This window comes from Dyadobacter frigoris (assembly GCF_005280585.1).
GTDB lineage: Bacteria > Bacteroidota > Bacteroidia > Cytophagales > Spirosomataceae > Dyadobacter > Dyadobacter frigoris.
This window is the reverse complement of the sequence record NZ_SZVO01000032.1, coordinates 13,461-29,042: the sequence shown is the minus strand read 5'-3', so window position 1 is coordinate 29,042 and position 15,582 is coordinate 13,461. Positions and strand designations below refer to the sequence as shown.

The 15,582-nt window shown below is 39.7% G+C and carries 16 protein-coding genes; 13 read left to right on the top strand and 3 right to left on the bottom strand.

Annotated features, from left to right (window positions below; all coding sequences use genetic code 11):
* Nucleotides 1-263: 263 nt before the first annotated feature.
* A complete protein-coding gene (locus FDK13_RS34160; RefSeq protein ID WP_137344501.1) occupies nt 264-629 on the bottom strand; it encodes a hypothetical protein in 366 nt (121 codons plus the stop codon).
* A 176-nt stretch (nt 630-805) separates the two neighbouring features.
* On the opposite strand from FDK13_RS34160, the gene FDK13_RS34155 reads away from it, so the two are divergent.
* Nucleotides 806-1,222 (top strand): SRPBCC family protein, encoded by a 417-nt coding sequence (locus tag FDK13_RS34155; RefSeq protein ID WP_137344500.1) that lies wholly within the window; start codon nt 806-808, stop codon nt 1,220-1,222.
* Between the two features lie 61 nt (nt 1,223-1,283).
* Here FDK13_RS34155 and FDK13_RS34150 read toward each other — a convergent pair whose 3' ends face one another.
* Together FDK13_RS34150 and FDK13_RS34145 are read right to left on the bottom strand one after the other, a co-directional pair.
* Nucleotides 1,284-2,894 (bottom strand): M81 family metallopeptidase, encoded by a 1,611-nt coding sequence (locus FDK13_RS34150; protein WP_137344499.1) that lies wholly within the window; start codon nt 2,892-2,894, stop codon nt 1,284-1,286.
* A gap of 151 nt (nt 2,895-3,045) precedes the next feature.
* The gene (locus FDK13_RS34145; RefSeq protein ID WP_137344498.1) at nt 3,046-3,822 is read right to left on the bottom strand and encodes an SDR family oxidoreductase; all 777 of its coding nucleotides are present in this window, start codon (nt 3,820-3,822) and stop codon (nt 3,046-3,048) included.
* A gap of 213 nt (nt 3,823-4,035) precedes the next feature.
* On the opposite strand from FDK13_RS34145, the gene FDK13_RS34140 reads away from it, so the two are divergent.
* The 12 genes from FDK13_RS34140 to FDK13_RS34085 all read left to right on the top strand — a co-directional run bounded on the left by FDK13_RS34140 (nt 4,036) and on the right by FDK13_RS34085 (nt 15,463).
* Nucleotides 4,036-4,977 carry a helix-turn-helix domain-containing protein gene (locus FDK13_RS34140; protein ID WP_137344497.1) on the top strand — a complete coding sequence of 314 codons (942 nt, stop codon included), beginning with the start codon at nt 4,036-4,038 and terminating at the stop codon, nt 4,975-4,977.
* 82 nt (nt 4,978-5,059) lie between these two features.
* Entirely contained in the window at nt 5,060-5,422 is a 363-nt protein-coding gene (locus tag FDK13_RS34135) for a hypothetical protein (protein ID WP_137344496.1), read from the top strand.
* A gap of 84 nt (nt 5,423-5,506) precedes the next feature.
* Entirely contained in the window at nt 5,507-5,902 is a 396-nt protein-coding gene (locus tag FDK13_RS34130; RefSeq protein WP_137344495.1) for a hypothetical protein, read from the top strand.
* Nucleotides 5,903-6,224: 322 nt separating this feature from the next.
* Entirely contained in the window at nt 6,225-8,126 is a 1,902-nt protein-coding gene (locus tag FDK13_RS34125; protein ID WP_137344494.1) for a helix-turn-helix domain-containing protein, read from the top strand.
* Nucleotides 8,127-8,326: 200 nt separating this feature from the next.
* Nucleotides 8,327-8,905, top strand: coding sequence for a nuclear transport factor 2 family protein (locus FDK13_RS34120; RefSeq protein ID WP_137344493.1), 579 nt, complete (start codon nt 8,327-8,329; stop codon nt 8,903-8,905).
* A 232-nt stretch (nt 8,906-9,137) separates the two neighbouring features.
* A complete protein-coding gene (locus FDK13_RS34115; protein ID WP_170983007.1) occupies nt 9,138-9,437 on the top strand; it encodes a T9SS type A sorting domain-containing protein in 300 nt (99 codons plus the stop codon).
* Nucleotides 9,438-9,689: 252 nt separating this feature from the next.
* Entirely contained in the window at nt 9,690-10,550 is an 861-nt protein-coding gene (locus FDK13_RS34110) for an alpha/beta fold hydrolase (protein WP_229216334.1), read from the top strand.
* Nucleotides 10,551-10,641: 91 nt separating this feature from the next.
* Nucleotides 10,642-12,381 (top strand): helix-turn-helix domain-containing protein, encoded by a 1,740-nt coding sequence (locus FDK13_RS34105; protein WP_170983006.1) that lies wholly within the window; start codon nt 10,642-10,644, stop codon nt 12,379-12,381.
* A gap of 274 nt (nt 12,382-12,655) precedes the next feature.
* Nucleotides 12,656-12,829: a hypothetical protein gene (locus FDK13_RS34100; protein ID WP_229216333.1), complete on the top strand. Its 174-nt coding sequence runs from the start codon at nt 12,656-12,658 to the stop codon at nt 12,827-12,829.
* Between the two features lie 5 nt (nt 12,830-12,834).
* Nucleotides 12,835-13,017 (top strand): hypothetical protein, encoded by a 183-nt coding sequence (locus tag FDK13_RS34095; protein ID WP_137344489.1) that lies wholly within the window; start codon nt 12,835-12,837, stop codon nt 13,015-13,017.
* Nucleotides 13,018-13,160: 143 nt separating this feature from the next.
* Complete coding sequence (locus tag FDK13_RS34090; protein ID WP_137344488.1) at nt 13,161-14,498, top strand: DUF418 domain-containing protein; 1,338 nt, start codon at nt 13,161-13,163, stop codon at nt 14,496-14,498.
* Nucleotides 14,499-14,554: 56 nt separating this feature from the next.
* Nucleotides 14,555-15,463, top strand: coding sequence for an amidohydrolase family protein (locus tag FDK13_RS34085; RefSeq protein WP_170983004.1), 909 nt, complete (start codon nt 14,555-14,557; stop codon nt 15,461-15,463).
* Nucleotides 15,464-15,582: the final 119 nt, after the last annotated feature.

Sequence of the window (15,582 nt, the reverse complement as noted above, 5' to 3'; positions counted from 1 at the left end):
GTCCTTCACTTTTTTACGGGATTCCTTTTTCATAGAAATAATATTTAGAGTTACAAACACTTTGCTCGTTGTCCATTACAGTCTAGTTTTCTATACGGGCTCTAAACTCCCAGTCGGTAACTTAAAGGGACAACAAAACCATATTCCGGCATGAATTGAAATTCACTATTTCACTTGGCCTTTGCTGCAAAGCTTAGACATAATAGTCTTCCGTGCTAACAATCTACTGTCCAGTATTTTCCTCTGAATAGTAGAACTGGTTATTACTGTGGAAACATGGCCCGCCATATCTGTATTCCTACATAAACTTCTTTTGTGACCCTGATTGGTGTACTACATACGTCGATGACAGCGGTTATCGTAACAAGGCCATTTTCTGTTCCAATTCTTTTTGCAGCACCTGTCGTAGGATTGATGGATAGTAAAGTAGAATTACTACTTGACCAGAAAACCAAGGTTCCAAATAAGTTCGCTCTGAATGTTGTAGTACTACAAACCGATGAATCTCCAAGAATTTCGAAGTTGTAATCCGAAGTAAGCAAGCTGTTTTCGTTACCGGCAATCCAGGCATTAATTTCTGATTTTGAGAATTCTGAGAACATCGGTGCATCGTCAAGGCTACTGCACATTAGTGATGGAGCCTTTTCGCTGCAACCTGATGCTGCATCTGTTGGGTGTGAGGCGTTGAAATTGTGACCTAGTTCATGGATACTAAAAGTTTTTAAGCTATTTGCCTTTTGATTAAATAGATAAAATGTGCAGTTTAGATTAACTTAAAAAATAAGCAAAACTAAATAACAGCGAAATGGCATCAGAAACGATAATAGTTGAAGCTACAATAGAAGCACCGATTGAAAAAGTCTGGGAAACATGGACCAAACCTGAGCATATCATGCATTGGAACAATGCGTCGGACGACTGGTTCACACCCAAAGCGGAAAACGATTTACGTCCGGGTGGGAAATTTTCTTCAAGGATGGAAGCCCGAGACGGCAGTTTTGGATTTGATTTTGAAGGAATATATGACGAAGTAACCGATCACAAATTGATTTCCTATTCTCTGGAAGACGGCAGAAAAGTCAAAATTGAATTTGAAGAAAAAGGAGATCAGACGCTTGTAACGGAAAATTTTGATGCAGAAACAGAAAATCCTGTCGAGATGCAAAAAGCAGGCTGGCAATCGATATTGAATAATTTTAAGAAATATACAGAAGGATTATAATTTTTAGATCAGGTTATAAATATAAATAGAGCTGCCAACTTAGTATGGCAGCTCTATTTATTTATTTTTCAGATGAAGGAACCAGTTTAGCTTTCAAATCCGGATCTTTCATGTCTTTGTCCAAAGGATACATCGGATGCTGAATTCTCTTATAGCCAAGTCTTTTCAGATCCTGATCAACGCCTCCCGGTGTTAGTGCCAGAAGCCAGTCAGCCCGCATATTGTAAAGTTCAGGTTCAAGATAACCGATTTTAACAACTACAATATCCGATTTGCGCGGGTTCAGTCCAAGTCTGGTGAAATCTGCTTCCTTATGATAAGGTTTGCGTTTTTTGGTAACAATCACATGCACACTTCCTACTTTTATCACCACTTCGGTTTCTGCATTTAAATCACCATGCTCAATGGATTCAACCGTTCCTACAAGCCTTACTGGCGGAGCAAAACGCGCATCCACCGCTGCACCAGCCAAAGCATCGATTTTCCCGCCTACGCCTGCTTTAATAGCTGCTTCAACCACGGCCGGTCCCGGAATAGATGCATAAATGAGCGAAGGGCCATTTTCTAATTTAAATTCAGGGCGTTTCAAAATTTCTGTCAGCGTCCATGTTACGTCACCAGCGCCACCCGCAGTAGGATTGTCACCGGAATCGCTAATAAAAAATGGATGTTTTTGGCTTTTAACAGCTGCATTAAGTGCTTCATCCAACGTGGCTGTTGGTGCTACAAAATCAAATTGAGACCGTACTTTCCAAAAACTGCCGGCCAATTGCTCCGCCGTTTTTGTCACTTTATCTTTATCATCGCCGGTCACCATCACCACCGCATGGTTACGAGGTTCATCCGCCCAGGCATACCCGATCCAGATTGCAGCATCAATAATTCCCGGTTGCAAAGAAGCCGGAGAAACGGCTGAATACAAAGTTTTTCCGGGCTCGATCCGGGTACTTGTCTGTTCGCCCGGTAATAATATAGGGATAGGAATCCAGGCTTTATAAGCAGGTTTCCCTTTTCCGCTTTCCAGTCGGGACAACATATTCGCGACCGCACGTCTTTTTGTAGCCATTGCATCTTCATGCGGCGCCATACGGTAGCAGGTTATCAGATCCGTGTTTTGCGCCAGTCGCCATGAAACATTTCCGTGCAAATCCATGGAAGTTGAAATGAACGGTTTTTTGCCAACCACTTCACGGATCCGGATCAGGAAATTACCTTCCGGATCATCCATACCCACTACGCTCATGGCACCGTGGATATCATAAAATATGGCATCATATGGAAGATTTTTTCTTAGCAAATCCAGCGATTGTTTTACCATCGATTCATAAGCTTCTTTTGTCACAGTACCGCCGGGCAGCGAACGGCCCATAAATGCCGGAAGCCAGTTTGCACTTTTGCGAAGTATGGAATCTGGTGAAAAAAATGGATAAGAAGTAAAAATCTGGTCACCACGTTTTGGATGAAAAGCTTCCTCATTCGTGCGGGCAGGAGAAAATGTACTTGATTCAATGGCTAAACCAACAATTCCTATGCGTGGAAGCGGCTTTTGTTTTGAATCAGAAACTGGTTTTTCCTCAACAGCAGTTTTTTCGGCTTCCTTTGCGGAAACTGGAAAAATTGTCTGGGAAAGCATCAGGGAAATAGAAGTGAGGAGCAAAAATGTTCGTTTCATATATAAAATTTGGTCCAGGAAACATTTTAAAAAATTTTATTAAATGTAATCAACTTTCTGCTTCTCTGGTAAGTTTGTAGTAAAACTTTCAATGGATTGCTGCAAACTGCTATTAATTAATTGGATAGTGTAATTGTGGTGACTTGTCATTTCATCCCGCCATAAATTCCGCTCCTGTTTTACTCATTTGGCTTAGCAGGAATTTTGGTGCAATTCTGGCCAGTAGTTTCATCATTTTTGCCATTCCCGGATATATTTCGAAAGTATCTTTTTCAAATTCTTTCAAGGCAACATCAATTAATTTAACCGGATCCATCAGCATTTTCTCATCAAATCCTTCAAGATCATCGAATTGATCACCGAGTGGAGTTTTTGCGGCGGGAGCTATAAGTTCAAAAACTTTGACATGGCTCTTTTTTAATTGTACACGGAGCGACTGTGTATAAGAACGTAACCCGGATTTGGCAGCACCATAAATGGGAGAAACCGGAAAGGGTGCAATTGCAATTCCAGACGTCACATTCATAATAGCGGCCGATTTTTTAGTTTTCAGATGAGGAAGAAACTGCTGTACCATCCGGATAGGTCCCATCAGATTTATTTCGATTTCACGGGTAATGTTTTCCAGACCCAGCGAAGTATCATGCAAACTGATTTTACGCATCACACCTGCATTGTTGATCAGGATGTTTAGCTCTGGAAACATGCTGGTTACTTTTTCGAATAATGCCATTATTGCGGCCGGATCGCTCACATCACTTTGGAAAGTATGAATCCCGGGTAATTTCGTTTTTGTTAAATCAAGTTTAGATTGATCCCGGCCGGTAATTATTACCGTATTTCCCAAGGCCAATAATCGGGTGGCAAATTCCAGACCAAAGCCGCTTGTCCCGCCGGTTATTAATATCGTGTTGTTCGTAAGTTCCATTTTTTAGATTGATTATTTTGATGGTGTAAAAGTAAAGTGTAGTCGGAAATACACGTTTACTCATTTCAATCCATTATTTATCAAATTCAAATCCTGATGGCTGTGAACGTATAAGTTATCGTCTGGTTTGTTGAACAGACTTACCATATTCAATTATTTGATTCCTCTTTTCAAACAATATTCTTACATTGCAGCACACTGAAAATATTTATTATGCTGCCGGTAACCATTGACGAATTTTATAAAGATATAGCTGCCTCTACAAAGGAAAGTGTGAATTCGCTGCTGCCGGAAGGAATCAATAAAGAAATTGGGCACTTTAATATATTTTGTGTCGAAGACCTGATTGCAAAAGCAACTTCGGATGCTCATTTTATGCCTTATAACCGTCGTGCTTATTACAAAATAAGTATCGTGAGAGGGAAAAACAGAGCAGAATATGCCGATAAAGTTTTTGAAATTGAAAAAAACGCGTTGCTGTTTGCTACTCCAAAAATTCCATATAACTGGGTTCCGCAGGATATGGATCAATCGGGCTACTTTTGCATTTTTACAGATGAATTTCTGGTTCAATCCAAGAGCGGTGTTGTTTTAGACGAGCTTCCAATTTTTCGGCCGGGAGCTATTCCCGTTTTTCAGCTTTCGGATAAGGAAGCCATTGAGATAGCAGGACTTTTCAAGAAAATGCAGGAAGAAATTGCTTCAAATTATCTTTACAAATATGATCTGATCAGGAATTATATCCTGGAAATCATTCATTACGGACAAAAGCTTCAACCGGTAACGACTTATAACAATACGCATAATGCATCCGCCAGGGTTTCGTCGCTTTTTATTGAGTTGCTGGAAAGACAATTTCCGATTGCAACGCCCCAGCAAAAAGTAAGCCTGCGTACTGCAAAAGATTACGCCGACCGGCTTTCCGTTCATAGTAATCATCTCAACAAAGTTTTAAAGGAAAATACCGGTAAAACGACCACTGAACATATCAGCAAAAGATTAATTCAGGAAGCCAAAATCCTGCTAAAACAAACAGATTGGAACATTTCCGAAATTGCTTACAGTCTTGGTTTTGAACAATTATCACATTTCTCGAATTTCTTCAAAAAACAGACCTCGCTGTCGCCTATAGAAATTAGAAACCAGAATATTTGAATTTGATAAACATCGGATTGTTTTTGGCAAACAACGGCATCCGTCTAATACATAGTTTTGTGAAAACAAAAACAACACAGATATGATCATCAAATTAATCAGTGGAGTACTTATTTTGTTCACAGCTTATATGGGTCTGAAACATGGCTGGCAGGCACTTCATATAAAACCAGGCGATACGGGTCCGGAAGTAGAATTGTTTAATAAATTGAATTTAAGTCCGGTTGCTATAAAAGCTATTGGCGTTTTGAGCATTATGGGAGCGCTTCTTATTCTGGCTCCGCAAACCTTTTTTATCGGGAATTTGCTGAATGTTGTTGTAATCGTATCTCTTATGGCCATGTTTCTGAACGTTGGCGAAATCAAACCTACATTAATTGAAATACCATTTCTGATCGTGCCTTTGCTACTGATTTATTTGAAATATCCGTTGGAATTCTCGTGAAGTAAAAATTTCAAAACTTGCATATTCAAACAACGCAGATAAATTTAAGATCGATATATTAAACGTTGATGCCAAAATTATTTCATGAATAAGCCTACTCCCGAAGAATTACAAAGCTTTTTCCGTTCGGATCTTTTCCAATCAGAAAGTGCACGAAACGGAGATTACACACTAGCGATTAAAGTGTTTTATGAACGCTTTTATTCAGAGTTTGATCAGTCAAAGTATAGTGAAATTGGTATTCACATCGACAATATCCGGTGCGAGCAACTAATTTTTGATGAGCAAACGGATAACAGCCATACTACGGAATACAAAACAATAATTGATTTTCATTTTATTCAGGATCCTGCTAACAAACAATCTTTTTCGTTAATTGGAACGGAGGAGGAAAAGGCTTTTTATGATTTGAATATAGAAGAACTTCTAAACTTTTTTATCCTGAGATTTCGAAGATTCAGCAAACTGTTCATTCATTAACTATAAGACTTAAAACAGTATCTAAAATAATTTTATTTTTTTTGATTGGCTAAATCTAAAGTTCGATCTGTATCGTATGTTTTATGTCCGTGACTTTAAAGTTCGGATAGAGGAGGGTTTAGAAACAGCTTCGGAAATTCCGGAGCTTTTTTTGTGTCCGGATTTTTCGTTAAAATACGTTCAATAAAATTAACCTGAAATATAAATGGCAGGGATAACCAAAGCGCAGAAAATCAATTATTTTGCATGAATAATGGAAGTTTAATTACTGCGAAGTTTGCCAGACCGGTAGTTTTTGAATTTCGATATAGATTCCTGTAAAATGAGAAGTTCGGAAAGAGAAAAGGTGATGCTGGATAAATTCAATCAGATTATTGAAAGCAACTTTCATAAATCTGATTTTGGAATTGATGAAATCTGCCAGGAACTTGGTATGAGCCGGTCGCAATTATACCGCTATATTAAGGAGCAAACCCAGCTTTCGACTTCACTTTATATCCGTCAGAGAAAACTGATCAAAGGTCGGGAACTGCTCGAATCTTCTGACATGAAAACGGCGGAAATAGCGTATTTTTTGGGAATTGATAGTCCTCAGAATTTTAGCAAATATTTTACACAGGAATTCGGGCTTTCGCCGACTGCTTACCGGAAACTGATTTTGGAAGGGCGTAATAAGGCAGAGGGAAAAGTCGAGACAGAAATTCCGGATTCTGCATTGCCGCCGGTTTCTGAAAAATGGAATTACAAACAATATTCCGGAAAATACTTTTATTTAGCGATCGGATTTTTTCTATGCCTGGCGCTGGTCGTTTATTTTTGGAAACCTTTGGTTGGTAAAACTCAGAGTGTTTCCGCTTTTCCTGTGTTTTCAGGAAATTCTATCGCTATCATGCCATTCAAAAATCTTGGCTCGCCGGAAACGGCCTATTTTTGTGATGGTATTATGGAGCAAATCCACGGCTCGCTTTCGCTGATCCGGAAATTGAAAGTTATTTCTACAACTTCCACGGATAAGTATAAAAATTCTACTCAACTGGTTCCGCAAATCGCCAAAGAACTGAATGTAAATTATATTCTCGAAGGCTCCGTTTTTCAGGCAAATAATAAGATCAGGATAAATGTGGAATTGGTCAGGGCACGCGATGACCGGTCTGTCTGGACGAAAAGTTATGATGGCGATACCAAAGATGTTTTTAAATATTTGACAACTGTTTCCAGAGAAGTTGCCAGCGAACTTGACCAAAAACTGAGTGATGCCACGATAGAGAAACTTGGGAAAGTGCCAACTACAAATCCCGCCGCTTATAATGAATACTTGAAAGGAAGTCAGCTGATTGTTTCAAGAAAAAAGAATGAGCTTGAAGAAAGTATTGTGAAACTAAACAAGGCGATCGACTTTGATCCTGAATTTGCCGCTGCCTATGCGAGCAGAGGACAGGCGTATTATCTTTTGGGAGAAAGTGACTTTGTTGATAACGCGAAGGCGCTGAAAATGACCGAGCAGAATTCACTCACTGCCATCAGACTTGATGCAGAAAATGGACTTGCGTATGCCAATCTGGCGAACATTTATCGTAATCAATACAAATGGGAACAGGCAAAAACGGCTTACGAGATCGCATTAAAATATAGTCCGAATGATGCCCTGATTAATTATTGGTTCAGCCTGTTGTTAAGAAGCACCGGTAGTATGAAAGAAGCGATCCGGTACAGCTCAAAGGCTGTGGAGCTGGATCCGCTGCATCATGTTATTTTTGGGGGGAATATTGTGAATTGTATATACGGCGGAGAACTTGGCCTGGCAAAAAAAAATATTGATGAGGGGCGTGTTCTTTTCAGTGAGTCATGGGTATATTATTGGGTTTCCGGCTATTATTTTATTGCCAGGGGACAATACAGTCAGGCTCTGAAATATTATGCCAAAGCGAATCAGAAAAACCCAGGAATAAAATCAATTCAGTACCAGACGGTCTATTGCCAGGCTAAGGATGGACAGGTTGATAAGGTCTATTCGTACTTAAAACAATTGCGGGAACTTCCTGAAAATTATGTTTCAAGGAGTGTTATTTATGCAGGACTGGGAGACAAAAAGCAAAGTTTATACTATCTCCAAAAAGCAGCTGATGCGGGTATAATTCCTACGGATGTAAAAGTATCCAGCTTTTTTGCTACGCTTCGTGGTGAGCGTCAGTACAAAGCTGTCTTAAAGAAATTCGGTTTGTAATAAGTCTTTTCGTAAACATAAAAACATCTTCTGTTTCTCCGAAATCGGGTGTTTGACCAAATAGACTAAATAGTTGATCAAATAAACCAATCCCGAAACAATACACCAAGCAATTGAACAGATATACCAACGCGCCCCGAAAGTGGTTAGGTAATTTTGTTTTGTTAATATGCTTTCTCACTGTGTCTGGAAAGATAAAGATGAAAACGATCTTTCAAAGACCTTTTCTGGCCTTTACTGTCGGTGTTTTTCTGGTGCTTAACGGGACAAGATGTAGTGTTGACCATTCAGAAATGGAAAGCTTTACAGCCGCTTCATCTGTGTATGGAATCCTCGCCGAAAAGTCCCTGGATTTGATGGCAGACTTTGATTTGGAAACATGGAGTACGATGCTGAGTGACAGTGTAGTCTATTATTTTCCTGAGGGAGATGAAAAAACTTCTAAAAAACTGATAGGGAAAACGGCCTTGCTGGCCTGGTGGAAAAATTACATCGCAGTTTCCGGGATAAAATCCATGTCCATTGAAAACGCAAGTTATGTACCCATTTGTATTGAAAAAAAAGTAAGATCCGGTGTGTTGCCGGGCACTCAGGTTATCGCCCGCTTTTCAAACAAAATGATGTATGAAAATGGTACGGTATCTGTCAAAATGAAATTTATAATCCACTTTGATAAAGATAAATTGATTGACGGTTACTACACTTATTACGATATGACACCTATCATCAGAATGAAGAAAGGTGAAAATATTGCCGGGGATCTTATCCCGGAAGCCTGATTTGTTAATAATCAAACCTGAATTCAATTTCATCGTATAATTTTCATAAAAAATAATTATTTAACCATTACTTACATTATGAAAACGAAACACTTCTACCCGGTTTTATTTGTTCTTATTTTTCTATCATTTGCAAGTCAGGCTCAGAATTATTAGTTGTACTTTCCCGGAGTAACTACAGGCAAAGGTGTTACGGGGCACGCAGACGAGGTGTACCTATACGCTCTTTCCAGTGGATTCAGCAAGTCCTCTCCCGCGAGCGTTTCAAATTTTCAGGACTATTCTCATTCCAAATCCCGGAACGCAAAACAATACTTTTTTTCAGGTTAGCGGAAATGATTCGTCGGGGGAAACTGATTTGACAATACTGGATATCAAAGGACAAGTTCTTTATCAAAACCAGCGATTGAAAGTTAAAACTGACAAACAGATTTCACTTGCGAAATTTCCAAAACTGACCGCAGGTTTATACGTAGCGAAAATAATTTCCGCCGGGCAACAGTCAACGGCGTCTTTTGTAATCAGGGATTGATTTGTAAAAATCTAAACAGGAGGAAAGGTCGCTACACAACAACCTTTCAAAGCTTACTATTTCATTCAGACGGATTGCTAAAAAAACAGCAACAGTTTTGCTCATAGAAATCCAATCCGTAAAATAGGTTTAGATCCCGATTTTTCAGAAAGTTGCATTCGAATAGGTATATTTGTTCATCCAAAAACCACATAAAAAGTGTCGATCGAATGATCGATTTACTGGGTAAAAATTTCAATTTCAATTAATAAAATGAAGAAAAAACTACTTTTTTATCTGTGTTCCATGCTGTGCGCGCAAGGCGTATTTGCTCAATCCTCTCTACCGATAACCTCATCTGCAAACGCCTTATTTGGCAATAATGCAAAAGCAGGTAAATATGCAGACATTCGTGGTTTCAAGATGTATTATGAAGTTTACGGCACAGGAAAACCACTATTGCTGATTCATGGAAACGGCGGTTCTATTGAAAACTTCAAAAATCAAATTCCTTATTTTGCCAAAAGCTACAAAGTAATTGTGGCTGACAGCCGCGCTCAGGGAAAATCAACGGATGCCAGCGATTCACTTTCCTATGAAATGATGGCGGATGATCTGAACGAATTACTAAATAAGCTTCATGTAGATTCCTGCAATGTTATTGGCTGGAGTGACGGCGGGATCGACGGACTTCTACTGGCAACGAGGCATCCTGAAAAAGTGAAAAAACTGGCAATCACCGGAGCGAATTTATGGCCTGATACAACGGCTGTTGAAGCTTCCCTTTTTAACTGGATTGTTTCTGTCAATGATAGTTTGGCAAAAGTACAGCAAACAGCCTCAGTGAAAGTGCAAAAGAAACTGCTAAACCTGATGGTTTTCAATCCAAATATTAAAACCGCGGATTTGAAAAACGTAAAATGTCCAACACTCGTTATCGGTGGTGATCACGATGTGATTTTGCCCAGGCATACGATGATTATTGCCGAGTCTATTCCCAAATCTTATTTATGGATTTTGCCAAATTCAGGGCATTCGACGCTTGTCGTGTACAAAAATATATTTAATCAGGTAGTCAGAGATTTTTTCAAAGCACCTTACAGAACCCAAAAAGGTATGGCTCAGCTCGAATGAAAGACGTGCAAATTTAGTATTTTGGTAATGTGGTTTTTCCCGGATTTAACATTTAGTAACCCAGTAAAATACCTGACTAGCGTAAATGATAATGCAAACCGAAAATGGAGTTATTGATAAGTTAAATAACTTTTTAGACGGAAATCTTGATAATCTGACTTTGACCTCTGACGTTCTCTGCAAAGCAATGGGACTTAGTCGCTCCCAGTTATTTCGGATCGTCAAAGAAAAAACGCAGCTTTCTGTTACACTTTATGTTCGTGAGAAAAGATTAGACAAAGCCCGAAATCTGCTCTTGGAAACGGATACGAGGATTTCGGAAATTGCGTATCTTGTGGGCATCGAAAGTCCCCGGAATTTTAGCAAATACTTTTCCGAGGCTTTCAAAATTACTCCAACCGAATTTAGAAACCAGTCTGCCATGGGAAAAAGTACAAAACCGACAGCTCAGAAAGTGTCCATTGCTGTTTTACCTTTTTTGAACATGAGCACAGATCCTGAGCAAGAGTATTTTAGTGACGGCGTAACAGAGGAAATTATTAATGTATTAAGCCATGTGCCTGATTTACAGATAGCAGGGCGGACATCTTCTTTTACTTTTAAAGGTAAAAATCAGGATGTCAGACTAATCGGCGAACAACTGAACGTCAATCATATTCTGGAAGGCAGCATACGGAAATCCGGAAATAAACTTCGAATTACAACAAATCTTATAAAAGTAGAGGACGGATATCATATCTGGTCAGAGAAATATGATCGGGAACTGATCGATATTTTTGACATTCAGGATGAGATCGCGCTTGCGATTTTGAAAGAAATAAAAATACAATTATTAGGCAGCGAAGAAGCGACGCCTTTTAAAAGATATACCAATAATCCCGAAGCTTACCAGCTGTATTTGCACGGCCGTTTTTATCATAACAAATTTGCACGAGCGAATGAATTTAACAAAGCGATCGGCTATTTTCAGGCGGCTATTGAACTGGAACCAACCTACGCAATCGCTTATGCCGGTATTGCTTCCTGTTATCTGAACATGTGGTTTTACCGCCATCTTTCCGCAGCCAATGCTTTGCCATTGATGAAAAAGGCAACGGAACAAGCTCTGGAACTGGACAGCAGTATTGCAGAAAGTTATCTGGCGCTGGCTCGTATGCAAATGTTATACGAATGGGACTTTACAAATGCGTCCGTCGCTTTTAAAAAAGCCCTGGAATTAAATTGGAACGCGGCCGAATTGCATATGCAATATGCCTTGTACTCAGCTCTGACAGGCAATCTTGCCAAGGCGGATGAACACGTAACCCAGGCTTTGTCGCTTGAACCATTTTCGCTGATCAATAACTTTTATGCTGCCTATGTATATTGGATAGCCGGCAATATTGAAAAAGCTGTTGCCCAGGGAAAAAAACTGGTTGCGTTGGAGCCATCATTCTGGGGTGGATATATGATCACTGGTTTAAATCTGATCACGCTGAAAAACTATCCGGATAGCCAGGAATCGTTGGAAACTGCGCTGGAACTCAACTATAATGGCATTACCCTAAGTGCATGTGGCGCCTTATTCGGGTTGTCGGATGAGACGGAAAGTGCCTGGGATATTCTTACTCAAATGACATCATTAAGCAAAACCCAGGTTGTGGCCAATTATGACATGGGAATTGTACATGCCAGCGTGGGCGATGCGGATAAGGCTTTGACTTATTTTCAAACCGCTATTGACCAGCACGAGCCACCAATGCTGTTTTTTAAATTTATTGTGCGTGACTGGCTTTCTGACCGTTTACAGGACGAACGTTACGAATTACTGATTCAACAAATCGTCCAATAGTCGATTTTTAAGTGTATCAACGGGCTACTTGCTTCAATGAGTTAAAAAGGGCTTGGAAGCAACAATAAACCAAGCCCATGCTACAATAAACAACGTTTTTGGAACAATACGCTAAGATTCCCGAAGGGCGGTCTGCTACTTTTGGTATTAAAGTTCGCGTTTTCCAGCGTTAACACCTGCGGTTTTATATTACTCTTTACTTCTCAGCACGCACTGGCAGCAAAATTATCTGATTACCGCACCAGCTGATGGTAAGTTGGTTTTTCTTAAAAATTTGGCTGAAAATCAGTATCTTAAAGCCACAGATACATTATTTGCGCTTATGCCCGTTGAAGAAACATTTATAGCAGCCGTTGATATTCCTGTGCGCGGTATGGGCAAAGCGCGGATCGGACAAAAAGTAATTCTGAAACTTATGAGGAATTTGGTATGCTGGAAGGAAAGGTGATCAGTATGGAACCTTCACTGACCATACATTCTTACCGGGTGAAAGTAAGCCTGAGTAACGGTTTGGTGAGTAGATATAAGCAGAAGTTTAAATTCATATCTGACATGGCCGGTACTGCTCAAATTGTAACAACGGATTTGAGATTAATTGAACATGCCTTTCATGGTCTTAGAAAACTTTTGATGTAAGAAATGTATGTCTTGAAACAATAGACTAAGTTTTCTGGCGAAAAACCTGATTTTGACCAAATAGACCAAGTTTTTGGCACAATAGCAAAAGCCTTTCTTTTCTGATATCGATACCTTTGAACATACTTATTACACTCAACCGGATGAATGCTCAACCCGAAATGCTCCCGGAGCTTATGCTCAAACCGACCGAAAAAACGGCCAGAATCAGTGCGATGGATACGATCCGGGGCATTTCGTTGTTGGGTATTTTATTGATGAATATTACAGGTCTTGGCTTGTATCGATCTTATGACGATCCCACAGTGAACGGCGGAGCGACAGGATGGGATTTAAAAGTCTGGTGGATAAATGCCATGTTTTTTGAAGGAACGATGCGCGGCATGTTTTCGATGTTGTTTGGGGCAGGCATAGTATTATTCAACAGCCGTTCAGTAGGAATTATCAATGGCGTTTCTGTTACTGATGCTTTCTTTCGCAGGTTGTTATGGATGTTTCTTTTCGGTATTATCCACTCTTACATTTTATTATGGCATGGCGAAGTACTCTATCCTTATGCCATCGTAGGCATGTTCGCTTTTAGTTTCAGGCACTGGAATCCAGGTAGGTTGATTTTCGCAGCCGCTGTGCTTCTTGTATTGATGTCACTTATTTACAACTACGACTATTTCGATACAAAAACGACCTTTGATAAGTATACAGCAGCAGAGTTGAAAAAGCAGGAATTAAAGAAACTGACAAAAGATGATTCTACCGCTATAGAAACCTGGAAGGGTAAAGTGGCTGACGCAAAACCATCCAAAGAAAAAATTGATAAGGCAATAAAATCAATGCATCAGGATTATTGGAGCATCCTTAAAGTGAAGGCACCTATAAGCCAGTTTATGCAAAGCGTCTATATGTACCGTTACTTCTTTATCGAAATGGCGGCAATGATGTTGCTGGGAATGGCCTTTCTTAAAAACGGGATTTTCAGGGCAGCCAAGTCAAATGAATTCTATTTTGTGATGGCGATTATAGGGTATGGAATCGGTTTGACGGTTAATTATTTTGAAACAGGTTATGTGATAGATCATCATTTTGATGTGCTTTCCATGGCATCCGTTTTCAGGACTTATGATGTTGGCAGAGTGTCTACTACGTTTGGACACATTGCACTTATTATGCTTTTTATTAAATCGGGGATTCTTCCTTTTTTACAAAAAAGCCTCTCGTCGGTTGGGCAAATGGCTTTTACAAATTATGTCAGCCAATCCATTATCTGTAATTTCATTTTCATGGGTTATGGCTTTTCCTTATACGGAATGCTGCACCGTCATCAGCTGTACTACATTGTATTTAGTGTCTGGATTTTTCAATTGATTGTCAGTCCGATCTGGTTGAAGTATTTCCGTTTTGGTCCGCTTGAATGGGTTTGGAGAAGTCTGACTTATTGGGAAAAACAGCCGATGAGGCGCGAAAATCCTATAATATCGGAATAGTGAAATAACTTTTGATTTTAAATATTTGTCTGATGTTTTCTCCCAACAAAGTTCTTATGAACAAGACTCTCCTTCTCCTTCTTTTCTTTTATAACGTATTGAATGCGCAGCCAAAACAGAAAATTATTGATATGCACATTCATTCCTATACGGAAAGCGACTTTGGTGAGAGGGAACCGGGGACAGATTATTATGGCAATAAGGGCTCCAAAAATGCAGAAGAACATCGTGCTGCAACTTTTGCTGCCTTTAAAAAATACAATATTGTAAAAGCCGCTGTAAGCGGGTCGCCTGAAAGTGTAAAAAATTGGGTTGAAACGGATAGCAGCAATCGTATTATCAAAGGTATCGAAATGTTTTCTCCAACAGATTATCACATGGATAGTGTGAAATTTGAGCAAATGGTGAAGAATAAAGAAATAGAAATATTTGGAGAGCTTGGACCGTATTACGCAGGTATGACATTAAGTGACCCTGCCTGGAGACCTTACTTACGGATCTGCGAAAAATATGATATTCCGGTAGCCGTTCACACGGGCGGAGGTGATCCGGGCGGAACTTATTCATGGTCGCCAAAAGCAAGACTCACGTTTGGGGATCCGTTCTTAATCGAAGATGTTCTGGTAAATTACCCGAAGCTCCGTATTTACATGATGCATGCGGGAGGAGAGGATTGGCCTGAACACGGGATTAGGCTAATGGCTTATTATCCAAAACTTTACACAGATCTCGCTGTGATGTTATGGGTTGAACCAAATACACAAAGATATATTAAAGGTTTTCTGCGTAATGCGAAAGAGGCCGGCTATTTGGATCGCGTCATGTTTGGCTCCGACCAGATGAAATGGCCTTATGCTATCGAAAAATCGATTCTCTTTTTGAATAGTCTTACTTTTTTGACAAAGCAAGACAAGGAGGATATTCTGTATAATAATGCAGCGCGGTTTTTGCGGCTCAAAAAGTAGCTTGGATCAAAATAAATTTTATAGAATTTTTCGGCGGAGCGTTGCGCGTTTGTTTCTACAAGTATTTTGGTGCTTTGCACCTTTTCTTTTAATACAAGATTTAACAGAACAATCGGGAT